Below are 18,730 nucleotides of genomic sequence, written 5' to 3' on the forward strand. Positions count from 1 at the left end.
TACCCTGATAACCGGTGTTCTTTTAATTTACACCTCCCTAGGTAAACATGATTGCAATGATTATAACACAATACATCATGAACTTCTCCCCAGCCATACAAAATGAACTGAATAAGATCAACAGCGCCGATTTTACTCCCGGAACCTATATCTATATGGGGATGGGTAAGCTCAACGGAAGAACCGTGTGCATCGCTGTGGCTTACAAGATCGACTATTGCATCAAAAAGTCCGAGCAATTTGTAAAAGACATTCCTGCCATTACATTCGATCATATCAATAAAGTAAAGACCGGCGAATTAATGGCCTGTTGCAGGTTTGAAATAAATTTAAAACAGGTTTGCCATTAACAGGATAACACCCTGCGGGTTTTACTAATTTCAATAAACCAGGTACATCGTTTCCAGCGACACCTTCATCATCATATTATTGGATGAGTTATTTTTAATACATCTAACAAACCTAAGCCTTCCCTACCTAATAAGCCTCAGCTACATATTTGCATCAATACCAGCATTTTGGCCCAAAATTTGTTAAATATTTAAAAAGATTGTTAGCCCAATCCCTCTATTAAATCAGCATATATGTATTTAGAAATTACGAATTGGATCACTATACCTGTGGAAGACAGGCAGAGAGCCGGCAATTTCTATACCCGGGTGTTAAATCTGCCAGCTATCGATTTCCGGATCGGGAATACCAATATATCTTACTTGCCGGATACCGTTAACGGCGGCTATTGCGGAAGCATGGTGGAGAAAGACGATGCAGGCTGGGAACTGCGCCCTTCACTCGTTTACATTTATGCTTTTGGCGATATAGATGAGGTCGCCGGCAGAATTACTGAGTCGGGAGGTCATATCCTCTCTATAAAAACAAATGTTTATCCGGAAGAGGGTGTCTTTATCATTTTCGAAGATACGGAGGCTAATAAAATAGCATTTGTGGGTTTGCGTGCTTCACAAGCCCAAAAACACAGCGCATGATAACAATGGTGCGTATGATTAGCACCAATATTTATCTTAATTTTTGTTAGTTTCGCCGGCCTTAAAGTAACAGGCACTCTAACAGAACGATAATGATTAAGATAAATGCTACTTTGTCCTACCCTGCTGAAAATGCAGTATTTTGTTTCGCATTGGCTTCAGAAGCAGCTGAAGTGTTTACAGGACATCCGGTATTAATTACCGGTATTGGTAAAGTGAATGCCGCTTACGAATTAACCAAATCTATTTTTACCCGTAAGCCTGATCTTATTGTAAACCTCGGATCTGCTGGAAGTAGCCATTTCCCCAAAGGCAGCGTGGTTTGTTGCACTAAATTTATACAACGGGATATGGATGTAAGAGGATTAGGTTATGAGTTATATGAAACGCCACTATCTGATATGCCGGTTATTCTGGAATATGGCCTGGCAATGGAAGGCTTGCCTGAGGCCGTTTGCGGAACGGGTGACAATTTTGAAATGGGACATGCCACCACAGCTTATAATGTAGTAGATATGGAAGCCCATGCACTGGCCATGATCGCCATGAAAGAAAATATACCTTTTCTCTGTTTAAAATATATTTCGGATGGTGCAGACGGCGATGCCGCTGAAGATTGGACGGTGCAGGTGCATAAAGCTGCAGTAGCTTACGGAGATATATTAAAGTTGAAAGTAAAAACGCCCGCTGAATAATTAAAAATAATTACCAGGCAGCCCTGCTATCGTGCCCGTTACAGTCCTGCCCTTTTACACTTACCGAGCTATTTTTTTGCGGAAAAATCTTATAAAGGCTGCTTAATGCTACTTTACTCAAAGGCATTCTTATTTCACTTCCATTGTTAAGTCGCAGCAGGCACCCCCCTCCATTAACATCTTCTACCAGGTAAGTGATGCGCGACAAATTGATAATGGTGCTTTTATCAACTTTCAAAAGCTCCCTTGATTTCAGATGTTGCTCTATTCCTAAAATTCCTTCATGAACAGTCTGACATTCGCCGTTCTTGAGGGTTAGTTTTGAACTGTTGCGATCTGATTCAACAAATATAATATCCAGCTCATTTAAGTAAAGCATTGACTGATTCGATCTAAAGCTCACGAATTGTCCTGGAGTTGGTTTTTCCTCCTCGGCATTAATCTGGTCAACTACTTTTGCAACTGCTCTTGTAAACGGGTCCTGCTGAACAGGCTTCATCACCAAAGCGCTGATACCTATTTCAATAAATTGCTGTATCGCTTCCATTCCCTCCCTCGCAGCCAACACAATTACTTTAGTTGGATTCTTATTTAACTTCCCGGCAGTAGCATAATTAAAAATTTTTGAAATAGAAAGGTCGATCACCAGCACATCTGGCTTTTCGGATAAAAAAATCCTACCTGCGTCCTCCGGAGCAGCATAAGGTAAAAAGGTGAATTTCTTAAAGCCGGTGTTTTCAATCCAGTATTTTATCAAGTCATACGCCGCTTTACTTTTTTCAACGATCTGAACGCTGATAGCCATCTTATTCCGTTTGGTTTGTAATCTTATTTGCCAGAGCCCGGCCTGAACGCCCCTCAGAACAACGTGTACCCACCTGGCATCCGTTGGTTTTAAAAAGCTATTGTTGGCAACAGCATCTTCTGACAAACAATTGCAAAATAAAGGACAAAACATCAATGATACAAATAAATCATTATTTCGTCCTCTTAATAAATTGTTTTAGCACATGTAAATTGGAAGGAGCATCTTATTTCAGGCTTATACCGGGCGTTAAAAGAGCCGCAAACAGGCTAAAAAATAGCCATTTATAGCAGTAGGATGTACTTATAAAATAACAAACAACCTTAGAAATAAGGTAACAAAACTTCGGTGAGATGAAATATTAAAAATTGTTTAATGCAGTATTTCCAAATCTTTTAGAACAGCCCTGGTGATATCTTTCCGGCAACGGGAAAAATCAGGGCGATTTTTTTTCCGGTCCTGCAACAGTTGGGTAGCGAAGAAGTAAGCCTCGCCTTTTGTTTCGACGTATCCCACCCACCAGCCGGTATTAATACCACCGGCCATAGTCCAGCCTGTCTTAGAGCGGATGATACCATCCGCGTTTTGCTCGGAGATCATCACCTTTTTTACGATGTCCATATTACGCTTCGAGAAAGGCAACTTTTCATCGTAAAGATTTTTAAGCAGTTTTACCTGTTCCACCGGGGAAATGCCCAGGCCACCAAAATTCCAGAAGTCAGCTTCTTTAAAAGAAACATCAGCATTGCCATACCCACACCGGACGAGGTAGTCTCTATATACATTCCGGTTGATCTTTTTAGCCAGCTCGATAAAAGCCCAGCCGGCTGATAGCTCAAACGCGCTTTTTATACTGATATCATGATAGATATCGGGCCGGTAACCATATTTTACTGTATCTGTAGCACCGGGCCATTTAACGATGGCATTTTCATCCGCAATGGTTTTAGTCTCCAGGAAAATAAGCAGGTTAATAATTTTAAATGTAGATGCAGGTAAATTACGGGTATTAAGAGCAATAGTATCCGAAACAATCCATTGTTGTTTCGAATGATCATAGATCACCACTGAGCCTCTTACTCCACATTGATCAAAATAGCGGTTAAAATCAGTACGAATAATATAGTTATCTCTTACTTCCTTATTAAGTTTTACAGATAGAACCGGCTGCCCGGAACTATTGTAGGTTATAAATAGTAATGCTGCAAAAAATGATAATAATTGTACAATCTGTCTCATCGTCTATTTTGAATAATCCGCGTGGTAGATAATGCCGGTAAATCTCTCGCTTCTTTGTGATTTCTGCAAATTAATTGGACGATTCATCCTTTCATAATTGGAAGCCTTTACAGCCGCGGTTACAGCCATCTGTTAAAACAACTACTTTCCTTAAATAATTGTTAAGTCCGCTCAATACCGTCAATCAGGTGTAACATCTCAACGTTTTCTGCGAATAATAGATATAAGCATTAGCAAATGAATTCAATTTATCAACCGAATCAAATGAGCGAAAACAGAGAACTGCTCTTCACCTTGGCAAAACTGCCATTCACCGGCAATCTTAATACTGTTCATCCTTTTGCTCTTGTACACGGGCTTTAACCAGTCGTATGTTTGTGAGACAAATAATAAATAACTATCAAAAAATAATACAATGAAAAATCTGATCCTCTCTGCCGCAGTAATCCTTACGTTAACCTTTAATGCAGCTGCTGCTACAGCTAAGCCGGTTAATGATAAAGCTCAAAAAACATTTAACCTGCTTTTTAAAGATGCCAGTAATGTGAAATGGAGCGATGCCGGGACTGGCTACGAGGCTTTTTTCGATAGCGATGGTATCAAAACCCGCGTTACCATTGATGCGAAAGGGAACCTGTTGCAAACTATTCGTTACTATGGCGAGAACAACTTACCAGCTAACGTACTGTACAATGTAAAAAATGATTATAAGGACAAAGCAGTATTTGGTGTAACAGAAGTAACTAATAAAAACGGTGTAAACTACCGTATTGTGTTAAAAGACGATAAATATTACACGCATATCAACGCTAATAACAGCGGAGATACTGAGTTAGTAGCAAGACATAAAAGGGGCGACAAATAAGCCGCTAATATTTTTCTCATGTAAAACAACGGAGGGGATTTCTATCTTCTCCTTTTTTTATGTTCTGCTGCTTATCGCTTTAATACCTTGATCAACCTCATCGTGAACCGCAATATTAATGCTACCCTTATGCCACTTCGAATCTGGGTTGCAGGAACAGGCATGCATAATAAAATAGCCCACGGTTTAAATACCCTGGGCTATTTTTTTGCCATCCTAAATCCATTATTGATTATCGACTTTTGCTTCAATAACATTTTGAATACTCACCGGTAATTTAGACAACAGGTCATAGCCGGTAAGCTGCTCAATCTGGTCTACCGATACCCGGTATTGTTTCCAATCTGCATTTACGGTATTGGTATTGGGTGTATTGATCGCAATAACACGTGTATTTTCAGTAACACGGCCCAGATCATCATTGCCATTATTCAGCAGCACTACCACTTTCCATACATTGGAAGGTACTACTATGTTGCCGTTAGCAATAGTACCTGCGTTACCGTAGCTTCCCATTATCACATAAGCTTCCTGTCCGCTGCTTACCTGTGTTCTGATATACTGTTCAAAATTGTTCCAGGTTTGCTGGTTATTCTGGGGTGCCTGTGGAATCATATTGGTCATTAAAAAAGTAGATGAGTTAGCGTTAACGCTGGAGGTTCTGTCGGCGCTGGGCACATTATGACCGCGATCGTAGCCCGATCCCATATAGCTGCTGGATTGCGCCACAAACCAGCCGTTTTGCAGTCCGGCCCATGCGGCAAAATCATCCTGCCTGTCGGCCGCACCCGTAATATTCGAGGCGTCAATATGCCAGGCCACCCAATTAGGCGTAGCACGTGTTTTAGAATAGGACTGTATATAATAATGCTGGTTGATCAGGAAGTTCTCGGCCATGGTCAACACCGAATCAGCGTTGGAAGGATTGCCCAAAAGCAGGTTCGAATTGTCGCCCGTAGCCGGCGGAGCATCTGGTCCCACCGTAACATAGCGGCCACCAGCGGGCGGGTTAACGATGGAGGTATCGCCACCATTACCAGTTGTATCGGTGATCCCCGAATTATTAGATGCTCCTTTGAAAATGATATTATCAATATTGATGCGGGTGCTGCCGGTTTTAACGATCCTGATCTGTATAGGTGTATTTCCCGGTATATCAAAACTATCGAGCCTGAAAGCTTTACTGTTTACCGTAACAGGCTGTCCCACCATTGAAAATGTTTGCCCGTCCGCACTGGTTTGTAATTGCCAGGTAGAGCCGCCATCATTACCGTAGGTTGCAGTAGAAATAAAAATCTTCTTCAGACCTGTGATCTTAAAATTAGTGGTAATATTCCCGTTTCTTAAACGCACTGACCATAAGCTATCCTTTGTATCAGCCGCCGTATTGCCAATGAGCGCGTCGTCGAAAGACCAGCTGCCTGTTTTTAAGTCTACACTGCCAATTGCATAAGCTGCTTTCTTCCCCTGTTCAAAGTTCTCAACTACCAGGTAGCTGCTATCTTTAGGGAGTTCAGGATTTTCGGGCAGGCCGACATCAGTATCCTTTTTACAGGATGCTAATAAAAGTAAAAAAGAGGCGAAGAGGGTTGTAAGTTTTAAAAGGTAGGGGCGCATGATGTATGGATTTAATTTATGTTTCTATGCTGGTAGAGCTCACTCCCACACAGGAATTGCCAGGCAGATAACCGAGTATATAAACGGGAATAGACACACCGGTTTCAATACGGTACACATGGGTATGCTCAAGATGTTGCTGCAGGAAGTCCAGAAGCCTTTTAATTTTCTGAGTGTTGGCTACAATAACACTATCCGATGAAGAAGTATTCTTTTCGATCTTCGACAGGAAGCTCTCCGGCGTCACCACCTTTACCTGCCCTACATCTGCCTGGTGCTTTTGGGCCAGAAGATCAGCAACTTGAGACGGCTCATCGATGCCGGTTTGTACGTAACTAAAAGGGTATTCTGATTCGCTGATCAGCCATACTTCACGGGTGAGATCACTCAACCGGGTTTCGAAGGTAGAAAGCTCCATGCTCAAATATACCAATGCTCTCCTATGTCGTAAACTTTTTAGTCAACCTTAATAAAATAATAATACGAATACGCGATGGAATTCTAACGGGCACGCGCGGTTTACAACCAAAAAATCACATTTCCACGATGCTGTCAATTCTTTACAATTAATTCTTTTTTACATAACAGTTCCATAACGTTGTTTAAACATCATTTAGCGGCAGATAATGAAACTTTGGCGCCATAAAAAATAGAAGATGATGTTTAATGTTTTTACAGGCCGGATGCCCTCCTGGATCTTACTCGTATGGTGCAGCATCATGTGGGTAACCAGTGCCGCACAAAATGGTCAACCCTCCGTTAAAGGAACCGTACAAAATGAGAAATCGGTTCCTGTGGCCAATGTAACTGTTGTTATTTCAGACAGTACCAATACCTACAGTAAAACCACGCAAACCGATCTGAATGGAAATTTTTCATTTTACAACCTGCCTCATAACCGGTACCAGCTGGTATTATCTCATGTAGGCTACACCACCCGAACGGTGAGTCAGCAACATTTCTCCGGAACTGCGTTATCACTCAATATAGTATTGGAACTCAGCCAGGACGCTACCGAAGAAGAAGTTGTGATTGTGGGATACGGTAAGTCAAAAAAGCAGGATCTTACAGGATCTGTAAAGTCGATAAAAGCTGCGGAGTTTAACCAGGGTATTATTAACGCTCCCGAACAGCTCCTGCAGGGAAAAGTATCGGGTGTTAATATTACTTCGGCAAGCGGCGAACCAGGTGCCATACAAAACATAACTGTAAGAGGCCCCGGAGGGATCAGGACCGGCAACACACCGCTTTATGTGGTAGACGGATTAGCCCTGGACAACTCTTCCGTTGGCGGCGCTATCAACCCTTTAAGTTTTTTAAACCCGCAGGACATTGAATCGATTGATGTATTAAAAGATGCATCGGCCACCGCCATTTACGGCTCTAGGGGCGCTAATGGTGTGGTGATCATTACTACCAGGAAAGGAAAGTCTGGCTTTAGCTCGCTGAACTACTCTTTCGTGGCTGGCGTAAGCAAACTAGCCAACAAGCTACCGGTATTAAATGCAGAACAATACAAAAAAGAAGTAGTAGCGATGGGAGGCAAACTTGAAGATTTTGGTGGCAATACCAACTGGCAGGAAGAAATAACACGTACTGCTTTTACACAAAACCACAACCTGGCTTTATCAGGCGGTAATAACGGTACCACTTACTATGGCTCTTTTGGTATGCAATTGCAGGAAGGTATTCTCAAAGGCAACGATTTGAAAAGATATACCGGCCGATTGAATATCTCGCAAAAGTTACTGAATGACCGGCTTATAATAGATGCCAGCATCAACGCCAATAATACAGCCAACCTGCGCCCCAATATCGGCGGACTGATTGGTGGCGCCCTGTCTACCAATCCTACGATACCAGCCTATGGCAGTGACGGCAAGCCTTTCCAGTTTGAAAATGGCATTAACCCCCTGAAAGTGCTGGAGCTGGAAAAAGATAAAACCATTAACAACCGTCTTATAGGAAACCTGGCAGGAACCTTAACCCTTTTAAAAGGACTGACGTATAAGATCAATTTTGGTATTGACAATTCTACTGCTACACGAGATATACAATCGCTGCCTAATACGGTACCTTTAAGAGACGGTCGCCTTGAAACCTATACCACCCATAATAAAAATTACCTGATAGAGAACTACCTTACCTTTAATCGCTCGCTGGGAGACCACCAGTTTACCGTGCTGGCAGGTCATTCTTACCAGAATATATTTATACAGGGCCGCGGCAACAGTGTCAATAAATTTCCAATATCCAGTGTAGAGCCCATCTACAACCCGGGTATTGGCCAGGAACTCACACTGGCAGGCAACCGCCCTTCGGGCTATGCTTTTGAAAACGAATTGCAATCTTTCTTTTCAAGGTTGAACTATCAATTTAAAAACCGTTACTTATTTACGGCCACTTTCCGTGCCGACGGATCGTCGAAATTCGGCGCCAATAATAAGTATGGCTACTTCCCTTCCCTTTCAGGTGCATGGGTAGTGTCGCAGGAAGACTTTTATAACAGTAGTGTTTTGACCAACCTAAAGTTAAGAGCTGGCTGGGGACAAACAGGTAACCAGGAAATTCCACCCAAGATCACGCAGGCCCTGTTTACTTCTACACTGGAAGCCAGTTACCCGTTATATGCTACGGGCGCTTACCCGGGTGGAACTACTTATGCGAGGCTCTTCAATCCCGATCTGCAATGGGAGGTTTCTGCTCAAACCGATATTGGTATTGATTTCGAATTACTGGATGGAAAAATCGGTGGTACGCTGGATTATTTCAGAAAAGTAACCAATAACATTTTGCTTGAAGTAATACCTGCCGACCCTATTCAACCGGCACCCAGCGTATGGAACAATGTGAAAGATATGAAAATCACCAACCAGGGTTTTGAAGTAGACCTATACTATAAAAACACTACGGCCGGTGGCTTCTCTTATACAATTGGAGGAAACACCACCTTCATTAAAAATAATGTAACCCACTCGCCTTATACGGTAATCGCCACGGGTTCTGCATCCGGCTCTGGTCTTAGCTCTGCTACTATCAACGGTTATGTAAATAATCAGCCAATAGGTACTTTTTACCTGCTGGAATTTATAGGTTTTGATGAGAAAGGCAAAAGCAGGTATAAGGACGTAAATGGCGACAATGTAGTAAACGATAAAGACCGCCAGGCACTGGGTACGGCACTTCCTAAGAATATGTATAATTTCTATGGTAATCTTACCTGGAAGGGAATCGATCTGGTCCTTAATTTCAATGGTGTTACCGGTAACAAGATCTACGATAATACAGCCAATGCAAGCTTCTACAAATTGCTATTGTCCAAAGGGGTCAATACCACGCCTGAGGCGATACAATATCCGGAGGAAGATGTAAATAATGCCGCGCCGGTATCTTCAAGATTTCTGAAGAGCGGCGATTTTCTTCGCCTTAATAACCTGTCGCTGGGCTATACCTTCGACACCAGGGCCCTGGGCTTTGCTAACTGGATCAAAGCCATGCGCATATCGCTAACAGGTCAGAACCTTTTTGTGATAACGCCCTACAATGGCTTCGATCCGGAAGTCAATACCGAACGTTCTGTGAACGGCTTCCTGTCTTATGGCATCGACTATCTCAGCTATCCCAAGCCCCGTACATTTCAGGTGGGTTTAAATATTACTTTATAAATCACTTCATATATGAAAACAATAATTTCTAAAATATCGGTATGTCTTACAGTAGTATTGCTGCTGGCGGGGTGTACCAAACTGAACGAAAAAATACTGGATGAATCATCGGCCGGTGGCCAGACAGAGAAGGAAACCGCTGAAGGATTTATTGCTCCGGTATATGCTACATTACCCAATTTATTTTTACATACCAACTACCTGGCCGTGCAGGAGATATCGACCGATGAGGCTATACTGCCATATCGCGGAGGCACCGATTGGGGAGATAATGGTATCTATATCGCCTTACACTCCCATAATTTTGGCACTACGGATGCACCCGGACGCAATACCTGGAATTTTTTAACCCAGGGCATCTCGCGTTGCGTAAGTGCTATCAGCGTTTTGCCCACTTCCAACTTTTCGTCAGCTAAAACTTTCCTGGCAGAAGCAAAAGCTATGCGTGCTTACTACTCCATGGTAATGCTGGATGTGTTTGGCGTGGTATTCATCAAAGAAAATCCCAATGATTTTTCGCGCGTGGCCAGAGGTACCGAAGCATACGAATATATCAGGAACGAATTCCTGGCGGCAGAACCCGACCTGGCATCAGATGTAACGCATGGCCGTTTGTCGAAAGAAGCAGTTTGGGGACTCCTGGCAAGACTCTACCTCAACGCGGCAATTTACCGCGATGTATATGGTACTCCTGTATTTCAGAGAGAAGACATGAACAAAGTAATTGAGTATACCGACAAGATCATCGCCTCCGGCAAATATGCTTTATCGCCCGAGTACTTTGCCATCTTCGATGATAATAATAACACGAACAAAGAAATCATTTTTGCGGTGGACCAGCGTGCTGATTTGAACGGGCATAACCGTATGGCTTATTTTTCTCTTTCAGGAGATCAGTTTCCACTTCCCGAATACGTGGCAGCCAATGGCACCGACGGTCCGGCCATTACTTCCGATTTTTACCGTACCTGGGTGAATGCATATATGCCCGCTGATCCAGCGGTAGACCCAAGATTCTTTAAAGACAACCTGAAAATCAAACCAGGTTCAGGAGACACCTGTATTCCAGCCGCGCAGTTTAATATTAACCGTGGTATTCTAAGAGGTCAGCAGTATGGCCTGATCCGCAGAAGTGGTGCTTTTGTCAAATGTGCCAACGGCGATATGCTGGTTAGCAAACTGGCGCATGACACCCGTAACCGGCCCGACCTTCCTGTAAATTTTACAGAGCAGGTAGACTTTAGCACAGCCGGCAGTAACTACCCGTCCGGCTATCGGGTGTCTAAGTACGAGTTCAGCCGCAAATCGGTAAGCGGCCGTAATTTCGGAGAAGCTAATATTGTTATTTTAAGACTGGCAGATATCTACCTGATGAGGGCAGAAGCAAAGCTACGGGCCAACAACGACGCTCCTGCTGCGCTGGCAGATGTGAACACGGTAAGAGCAGCGCGTACCGCCCGTACGGCGCCGCCCGCGTTAACTACCATAAACCTTGATCTTTTGTTCAGGGAAAGAGGGTTTGAATTATATTGGGAATGCCTGCGCCGCACCGACATGATCCGTTTTGGCAAATACGAGGATAGCTGGACAGAAAAGAGCAGTACAGATAAGCAAAAAAGGGTCTTCCCTATTCCGCAAACCGCTATCGACGGTGCCAGCAATGTACCCGGTTATCTTGTACAAAACCCGGGCTATTAATAGATGCTGGCGCCTGTTACGCTTCATACGATATACAAATTTTAACTACCTGGCGTTGCGTAATAAACGCACGCCGGGTTTTACACTAAATATGGTAAGTTTGTTTTAACAACGAGGCTTTTGCCATTTTCCCCGCAACTACTGAAAAAGCCATTATACAGTTTATTCATTACAAAGTCGAAACTTAATGAAACGATCATTTCTAAACTATAAAGCAGTTAATCAATGCTGGCTATGCCTGGTACTATCTTTATTAATTACAGCACCGGCTATCGCACAAAAAAAACAACTCTTTCCTACAACCGCAGTGGCTCATTCACATAACGACTACCTGCAGCAATTCCCTCTCTGGCAGGCCTATAATGAAGGGTTTGGCTCAATTGAAGCGGATATTTTTCTGAGAGAGGGTAAACTGATAGTGGCCCATACCGTCAAAGAAATAGATACAGAACGCACGCTGGAAGCGCTTTATTTAAAACCACTTCAAAAAGTGATTGATAAAAACAATGGCCGCGTATATGCAGACAGCTCACGCACCCTGCAATTGTTGATCGATCTGAAAACAGAAGCAATACCCACGCTAAAAGCTTTGCTGGATGAATTGTCGCGGTATCCTTCATTGACCGGATCTACAACACTTCGGATTGTCATTACCGGGAACCGCCCGCCCGTAGAAAGCTATGGCCAATACCCTTCCTGGTTATCGTTTGATGGCGATCTGGCCATCAACTATCAACCGGAAGCGCTAAAGAAAGTAGCTTTATTCAGTGATAATTTTGCAAACTACTCCAAATGGAATGGCAAAGGCAGATTACCCGCGGCTGAAAAGTCAAAGCTGGATGCAGCAATTGCCCGGGCGCATGGCCTGCAAAAAAAGATCCGTTTCTGGAATGCGCCCGATATGGTGAACAGCTGGTACAGCTACCTGGACATGGGTATAGACTTTATCAATACCGATCATATAGAGACGCTTTCCCGGTTCATAGAAACCCTGCCCAACCGTTACTATGTCGCTGATGCCACACATGTAGCTTACAAACCTGCTTATCGTAATGATGGCCTGGATAAACCGGTAAAAAATCTCATCATACTGATCGGTGATGGTACCGGGCTCGCACAATGGTATGCCGGTTATACCGCCAACAACCAATCTTTGAACGTATTTAACATGATGCAGATAGGTTTATCAAAAACCAGCTCTTATGACAACTATATAACAGATTCGGCTCCGGGCGCCACGGCTATATCCTCGGGTTACAAAGGCAATAACCGCTCTGTTGGTGTAGATCATACCGGCGTAGCCCATCCCTCCCTGACTGAGCTTGTTGCCAGGCAAGGCTGGAAAACGGGCATTATCACCAGCGGAGACATGCGCGATGCCACACCGGCAGCCTTTTATGGTCATCGTGCTGAGCGCAGCGACTTTCCCGGCATGTTGAAAGACCTGGTAAATGCACCCATAGATATACTGGCGGGTGCCGGGGCCATTCAAAAAGATCCGGCTTATACCGATTTGGCTAAAAAATTTGCCATATCTACTTCTATTTCCGGCACTGATTGGTCGCAGGCAAAGCCGTTGATCCTTGCTGACAGCCTGGCTGCACTAAGAACCTCGAAAGGCCGTAATAACTGGTCGCTACAGGTTTTTGAAAAAAGCCTGCAACGCCTGTCAAAAAATAAGAATGGCTTTTTATTGATGCTGGAAGGAGCACAAATCGACCATGGCGGACATTCCAATGTATTACCGGATGTGGTTACAGAGTTGAAGGATTTTGACCAGGTAGTGGGGGCCGCCATGCGTTTTGCCGACAGCAATGGTGAAACCCTTGTGATTGTAACAGGCGATCATGAAACCGGTGGTCTTACATTAACTGCCGGCGATTATAGCCGCAACTTCATCAGCGGACAATTTTCTACAGGCGATCATACTGCTATACCGGTTCCTGTATTTGCCTACGGACCACAATCTCAATTATTCAGAGGGGTGTATGAAAACACAGCTATATTTCATAAGATCCTGAAGGCGCTCCGTTTGAATAAGTAACCATCCAATCATCTTTTTAAATACAACTGGCGGTAACTAAGTAGTTGCCGCCAGCTTTTTGATACAGGGTATGATCAGTGCTCCGAACGCAAGTATAGCCGCTAAGGTACGTACCAGGTTCAACTTGTTCCAGCGCGTTTCAAATTGCCGGCGAAACTGCCCGAGTTCGGCTCCGTTAGCATGTGCAATATCGAGGCGGACCAAAGCCTCATTCAACGGTACATTGCCTGAAGCCGTTACTGCAAAAACACCAAGGGCATAAATGATAAGTGCGGCAACCAGGTAGGGAAGCAAATCATTGATACCATTGTACCAGGCGAGCAACACAGCCAGCGATAATACCAGCAGGCTACCTATAAAGCTGGTAAAGAACACAGGATTAAGAATAGCTTTATTAATTCCCTGGAAAGCCATGAGGTATTCGCGTGTGGGCAAGGCACCTAAGCCACCGGTTACCGAGCATTGATAGCTGTAAAACAAGCCTGCTGAAAGACCTGTCAACAGCAGGCATATACCATATAGTATTGAATAAAAGTTCATACAAAATTATTTAATTTTTTAACCATAAACCAGCTATCAACGTGTTTTGTACATAATTATCAAAATTACCTGCCGGGCGATCCAGGACCTGGTTTATATCCTCTTTTACTGATGCATTTCTGCCATCAAGTGTTGTAGTAAACAAATAACCAATCAATGCTATAATTTCCTCCGGTACCTGGTGCTCCCTCAAGACGGCAATATAGGTTTCCAGCGGAACCTGTATCAATTGTATGTTCCTGCCCGAAGCGTTGGCAATCTTAGCAACAGCCTCGTTAAACGTAAGTAATTCAGGTCCGCTTAATTCATACAGTTTCCCTTTGTGCCGATCATCAGTAAGTGACTCCACCACTACAGCAGCTATATCATCAGCATCTACAAAAGCCTCCCTGGTAGCTACTTCCGGCAGCACCAGCTCGCCGGATATGATACCATCAGCCCAAAACCCTTCGCTGAAATTCTGCATAAAAAAGTTGCAACGAACAATGGTCCAATCCATGCCGGACTTTATGATCAGCTGTTCACAAGCTTCGGCTTCCGGCTCTCCCCTACCCGATAATAGTACGAGATATTGAATGCCGGCCATGCGGCACGCCTGTACAAAGCCTTGAATAATATCCATTGCGCCCGGCACTGCCAGATCGGGTTGAAAAGTGATGTATACTTTATCAATACCTGCCAGGGCATGTGCCCAGGTATCTTCATGGTACCAATCAAAAGGAATAACACTGTTGCGGGAAACACCTCTCACATCAGCATGGTTGTTCATTAAAGCTGTGTACACCCGGCTGCCTGTTTTGCCGGTGTAACCGGTTACTAAAATTCTGTTGCTCATATTTTTTGTTTTTAAATTGATACAACAAAACTATCCAGGTGCCGTCTCCGGAAATTGAACAAATACGACAAAATGAGCTGTTAAAAATAAAGGAAGCCTTTGGGTGTTTTACCTGTAAATGCTTTAAATACTCTTATAAAATGTGATTGATCGGCAAAGCCATTGGCATACACGATATCTGTAAGCCTGGTAAATTGTTTCCCCGCTAATTGTTCCAGCGATTGTTGAAACCGCGTGATCTGAATAAAGTCTTTAGCCGGCAAACCTACTGCTTTTAAAAATCGCCTCTCCAGGGTGCGGGGTGTCAAAAACAACGTTTCACAGATTTCCTTTACACTTATCTGCGCCTTTCTATCCAATATCAATTCAATAGCTTTGCCTACTTCAGCATCAGGCTCTTTCTTTTTATTACTGACCAATCCGGAAATAAACTCCTGCATGATATTGATCTGCCCAGGTATGTCCTGATTGGATAAGCGCCGTTCGAATTGGAGCCAATGATCATGTTGCCCCAGGTTATAACAGTCATTATTCAGCAACTGTGGATCTACATCAAAAAGGCTGTTGAGTACAAAGGGGTAAAGCTGGAATACAATAATGCGGTAAGTACCCTTTAGATGAATATCAACAGGATGGATTGTTTGACCGTAGAGGTAAGCAGATGGCATTTGTTTGTTCTGCGGCTGCACGCTCATGCCACCGGGTGTTTCATGGTACATCAGGCCAGGGTAGCCATCTGCATAAAATGGCAATATGGTTTCCGGTATGGGCGCGTTGTCTTCAAAGGTTAATATCCCTTTCACAAACAATGATATCGATGCAGGCGGTAATACTTTATTCCATTTCATTAGAGAGCAATATTGTGTAAAAGGTTTTTCAGACAGGTAAATATAAAACAGGCCAGGCATTATTTTATAGTTAATTGTCCACCATCGTCGCATCATTCTTAAAGCGATCCGCAATTTGAACACAAAGTACCGCAATTAGCCTAGGTGCAATTTTACAACAACAGCCACCTTTGATCTCTAAATAATAATCAATATGACAGCAACAACAACAGGTAAAGTGTGGTTTATAACCGGCGCCTCACGCGGTTTTGGCCGGGTATGGACCGAGGCAGCTTTAAAGCGCGGAGACCAGGTAGCGGCTACAGCCCGTAATGTGAACAGCATTGCCGACCTGAACAAAAAATATGGCAACCAGGTATTGACGCTGGAGCTGGATGTAACTAATGCAGAACAGGTAAAAGCGGTGGTGCAAAAAGCCCATGCTCATTTCGGCAAACTGGACATTATACTGAATAACGCAGGCTACTCGCTGGTAGGCACTATTGAAGAAGCCCATGCCGATGAGATACGTGCGCTGTACGAAACGAATGTGCTCGGACCAGTGGCCGTAATCCAGGCCGCGCTCCCGCTACTGCGTGAGCAGGGATACGGACATATACTGGGCACATCCAGTAACCTGGGTCATGTAACCCTGCCGGTAATTGGTTACTACTGTTCTTCCAAATGGGCTTTCGAAGCCATTCATGAAAGCCTGGCTGAAGAGGTAAAACCTTTTGGAATTAAGGTAACCATTATAGAGCCAGGCGCTTATGCCACCGAGTTCGGTAGCCAGCAGTCTTTAAAGTTCGCAGCGGGTATGGATATTTATACCAGCCTGAAGGCAAGCTTTGCAGAAAACCTGCAGCAGATGGAAAAAGGAGATCCCGACGCCACACCTGAAGCGATATTTAAAATCGTATATGCCGATCAGCCACCCTTGCGTTTTCTACTAGGCAACCAGGGTCTTGCCTGGACACGTGGTGCCTATGAGCAACGCCTGGCAGAATGGGAAGCCTGGTCCGAAGTATCTAATGCCGCACAAGGAGCCGCTAAATAATTACTGAGCTAAAACAATAACCGGCATTTAAACCTGTTGCCGGTTATTGTTGTTACATAATTTAACAATGAGAAAAGAAGAATTCAATCACCAGCAGTTTGATTCCATATCTGAGGCACACCGGTTGATGGGATTACCTCAGCCGCGGCACCCACTGATCAGTTTGATCAACGGGAAGCATTTGCCCATCTGTTCGCAGGCTTTAGGCGGCTCACATGTGCTCAGCTTCTATAAAATATCATTTAAGCCCCCGGTAAGCGGTAAGCTTCGATACGGGCAGGATTACTATGATTTCAATGGCGGCGGTTTAATGTTTGCTGCGCCACACCAGGTAATTGGTGGACATACAGCGGCAACTGAACCCGTGGGCGATTGCTATTTCACCCTTTTAATCCATCCTGATTTTTTACTCGGCCACCCGCTGGCGCGCGCTATCAAACAATACGGTTTTTTTTCTTATACTGCTAACGAAGCGCTGCATCTGTCTGATGAGGAGCAAACAACCATTTTCTCGCTATTCGATATGATGGATAAAGAGCTGCAGGGGCGTATTGATGACTTCAGCCAGGAAATTGTAATCGCTCAGGTAGAGCTATTACTCAATTTTGCCAACCGTTTCTATAAACGGCAGTTTATTACCCGGAAAGCGGCACACAGTACCTTGTTGGAAAAACTGGAAATGCTACTTGAAACTTACTTTAACAGCGATACAGCTTTAAGCCGGGGCGTACCAACCGTAGCCTACCTGGCCGGGCAGCTAAACCTTTCTCCCAGTTACCTGAGCGACATGCTGCGTGCACATACGGGTCAAAATGCCCAGCAACACATACATGCCCGTTTAATTGATAGGGCAAAACAGATCTTATCTACAACCAATTTGTCGGTAAGTGAAGTAGCCTATTCATTAGGGTTCGAATATGCCCAATCTTTCAGCAAGCTTTTTAAAAGTAAAACCAGCCTTTCACCATTAGAATTCAGGCAGCAATTTAATTAGCATACTCCCACGCTACTATTTATTCTTATGAAGCTGATTGCGCAAGCCCGGGGCTTTTGGAAGCATGGAATAACCGGCCGCCCAAAAAGAAAAGTGCGGCAAAGAAAGCTCCCACTGATACTATTTCGGCAGAGGAACTGCCGGGATATTGATTCATTCCGGAAACTAAAGCGATCCCCGTTAGTAGTATCAGAGCGGACACCACTGCATACATGGTACGCTCCATAGCCGAAGACCTGAGACGTGAAACCAGTATACCAATTACTACTGCCAGCGCTATAACAGCATACATGATATTGCCTGCATTAGGTCCGCTGCCAATAAGGCCAACAGCCATATTAGCCCAAATCATAAAAAATGTAGCACCCAACGCAACTATAATTGCTATGCGATACACCCAATTGGGTGCGAACTGGTTTATTAATACATAAGTAAGACCAGTGCCAAATACAAGGGCGCCCATAATTAAAAAATCTGCCACGCTCCAATCTACCTCGCTGGTAAATTGCATTGCCACAAAGGGTATCATTAGTAATATAACAGTGATCAACGCTACCGTCATCAAAGAACCGGAAAGTTTTGTCTGCTTTTTCATAACTATCTTTTTAATAAAATTACTCAATAAATATAAAGTACTTTGAAATACAAAGCAAAAATAGGAAATTGATGCTTTTAAAAAATATTTTTGGCCAGAATACAACTTTCAATTGATCTGTCGCATTCAACACCAATGATTGTCGCATACAACCAGCTCTTGTATATACGGAGACAATGAGCTTTGTAAGATCAAAAATGTTTTTATATGAAGAAGCCTTAAAAAACGTTGTTTAACCGGATATACTGTGTTTTCGAACGGCAGGAAA

General features: G+C 43.7%; 17 protein-coding genes. 9 read left to right on the forward strand and 8 right to left on the reverse strand.

From position 1 onward, the window contains the following. The first annotated feature begins 56 nt into the window (after positions 1-56). The 3 genes from ACLOAU_RS18010 to ACLOAU_RS18020 all read left to right on the forward strand — a co-directional run bounded on the left by ACLOAU_RS18010 (position 57) and on the right by ACLOAU_RS18020 (position 1,681). Positions 57-350: a hypothetical protein gene (locus ACLOAU_RS18010; protein WP_427863298.1), complete on the forward strand. Its 294-nt coding sequence runs from the start codon at positions 57-59 to the stop codon at positions 348-350. A gap of 234 nt (positions 351-584) precedes the next feature. After that, complete coding sequence (locus ACLOAU_RS18015; RefSeq protein ID WP_427863299.1) at positions 585-986, forward strand: VOC family protein; 402 nt, start codon at positions 585-587, stop codon at positions 984-986. 92 nt (positions 987-1,078) lie between these two features. Further along, on the forward strand, positions 1,079-1,681 hold the full coding sequence (locus tag ACLOAU_RS18020) for a 5'-methylthioadenosine/S-adenosylhomocysteine nucleosidase family protein (protein WP_427863300.1): 603 nt from the start codon (positions 1,079-1,081) through the stop codon (positions 1,679-1,681). Between the two features lie 10 nt (positions 1,682-1,691). On the opposite strand, the gene ACLOAU_RS18025 is transcribed toward ACLOAU_RS18020, so the two are convergent. Together ACLOAU_RS18025 and ACLOAU_RS18030 are read right to left on the reverse strand one after the other, a co-directional pair. Next, complete coding sequence (locus ACLOAU_RS18025; RefSeq protein WP_427863301.1) at positions 1,692-2,612, reverse strand: LytR/AlgR family response regulator transcription factor; 921 nt, start codon at positions 2,610-2,612, stop codon at positions 1,692-1,694. 246 nt (positions 2,613-2,858) lie between these two features. Next, a complete protein-coding gene (locus tag ACLOAU_RS18030) occupies positions 2,859-3,725 on the reverse strand; it encodes a penicillin-binding transpeptidase domain-containing protein (RefSeq protein WP_427863302.1) in 867 nt (288 codons plus the stop codon). Positions 3,726-4,140: 415 nt separating this feature from the next. Here ACLOAU_RS18030 and ACLOAU_RS18035 point away from each other — a divergent pair, with 415 nt between their 5' ends. Beyond that, positions 4,141-4,590, forward strand: coding sequence for a hypothetical protein (locus tag ACLOAU_RS18035; protein WP_427863303.1), 450 nt, complete (start codon positions 4,141-4,143; stop codon positions 4,588-4,590). Positions 4,591-4,815: 225 nt separating this feature from the next. Here ACLOAU_RS18035 and ACLOAU_RS18040 read toward each other — a convergent pair whose 3' ends face one another. Then, positions 4,816-6,207 carry a DNA/RNA non-specific endonuclease gene (locus ACLOAU_RS18040; RefSeq protein ID WP_427863304.1) on the reverse strand — a complete coding sequence of 464 codons (1,392 nt, stop codon included), beginning with the start codon at positions 6,205-6,207 and terminating at the stop codon, positions 4,816-4,818. A 16-nt stretch (positions 6,208-6,223) separates the two neighbouring features. After that, positions 6,224-6,625, reverse strand: coding sequence for a nuclease A inhibitor family protein (locus tag ACLOAU_RS18045; protein WP_427863305.1), 402 nt, complete (start codon positions 6,623-6,625; stop codon positions 6,224-6,226). Between the two features lie 238 nt (positions 6,626-6,863). On the opposite strand from ACLOAU_RS18045, the gene ACLOAU_RS18050 reads away from it, so the two are divergent. The 3 genes from ACLOAU_RS18050 to ACLOAU_RS18060 all read left to right on the forward strand — a co-directional run bounded on the left by ACLOAU_RS18050 (position 6,864) and on the right by ACLOAU_RS18060 (position 13,614). Continuing rightward, complete coding sequence (locus ACLOAU_RS18050; protein WP_427863306.1) at positions 6,864-9,872, forward strand: SusC/RagA family TonB-linked outer membrane protein; 3,009 nt, start codon at positions 6,864-6,866, stop codon at positions 9,870-9,872. A gap of 12 nt (positions 9,873-9,884) precedes the next feature. Beyond that, a complete protein-coding gene (locus tag ACLOAU_RS18055) occupies positions 9,885-11,570 on the forward strand; it encodes a RagB/SusD family nutrient uptake outer membrane protein (RefSeq protein ID WP_427863307.1) in 1,686 nt (561 codons plus the stop codon). A gap of 187 nt (positions 11,571-11,757) precedes the next feature. Further along, positions 11,758-13,614: an alkaline phosphatase gene (locus ACLOAU_RS18060; protein ID WP_427863308.1), complete on the forward strand. Its 1,857-nt coding sequence runs from the start codon at positions 11,758-11,760 to the stop codon at positions 13,612-13,614. 36 nt (positions 13,615-13,650) lie between these two features. Here the strand turns inward: ACLOAU_RS18060 and ACLOAU_RS18065 are convergent, their stop codons facing one another. The 3 genes from ACLOAU_RS18065 to ACLOAU_RS18075 form a co-directional block, all read right to left on the reverse strand. After that, a complete protein-coding gene (locus ACLOAU_RS18065) occupies positions 13,651-14,154 on the reverse strand; it encodes an anthrone oxygenase family protein (RefSeq protein ID WP_427863309.1) in 504 nt (167 codons plus the stop codon). A 10-nt stretch (positions 14,155-14,164) separates the two neighbouring features. Beyond that, the gene (locus ACLOAU_RS18070) at positions 14,165-14,989 is read right to left on the reverse strand and encodes an NmrA family NAD(P)-binding protein (protein WP_427863310.1); all 825 of its coding nucleotides are present in this window, start codon (positions 14,987-14,989) and stop codon (positions 14,165-14,167) included. An 80-nt stretch (positions 14,990-15,069) separates the two neighbouring features. Continuing rightward, positions 15,070-15,837 (reverse strand): helix-turn-helix domain-containing protein, encoded by a 768-nt coding sequence (locus ACLOAU_RS18075; RefSeq protein WP_427863311.1) that lies wholly within the window; start codon positions 15,835-15,837, stop codon positions 15,070-15,072. Between the two features lie 193 nt (positions 15,838-16,030). Here ACLOAU_RS18075 and ACLOAU_RS18080 point away from each other — a divergent pair, with 193 nt between their 5' ends. Both ACLOAU_RS18080 and ACLOAU_RS18085 read left to right on the forward strand, forming a co-directional pair. After that, the gene (locus ACLOAU_RS18080; RefSeq protein ID WP_427863312.1) at positions 16,031-16,873 is read left to right on the forward strand and encodes an SDR family NAD(P)-dependent oxidoreductase; all 843 of its coding nucleotides are present in this window, start codon (positions 16,031-16,033) and stop codon (positions 16,871-16,873) included. Between the two features lie 67 nt (positions 16,874-16,940). Continuing rightward, entirely contained in the window at positions 16,941-17,867 is a 927-nt protein-coding gene (locus ACLOAU_RS18085; protein ID WP_427863313.1) for a helix-turn-helix domain-containing protein, read from the forward strand. Positions 17,868-17,892: 25 nt separating this feature from the next. On the opposite strand, the gene ACLOAU_RS18090 is transcribed toward ACLOAU_RS18085, so the two are convergent. Further along, entirely contained in the window at positions 17,893-18,462 is a 570-nt protein-coding gene (locus ACLOAU_RS18090) for a hypothetical protein (RefSeq protein ID WP_427863314.1), read from the reverse strand. Positions 18,463-18,730 lie beyond the last annotated feature (268 nt).

It is taken from the genome of Paraniabella aurantiaca, assembly GCF_050309965.1.
Taxonomy (GTDB): Bacteria; Bacteroidota; Bacteroidia; order Chitinophagales; family Chitinophagaceae; genus Niabella.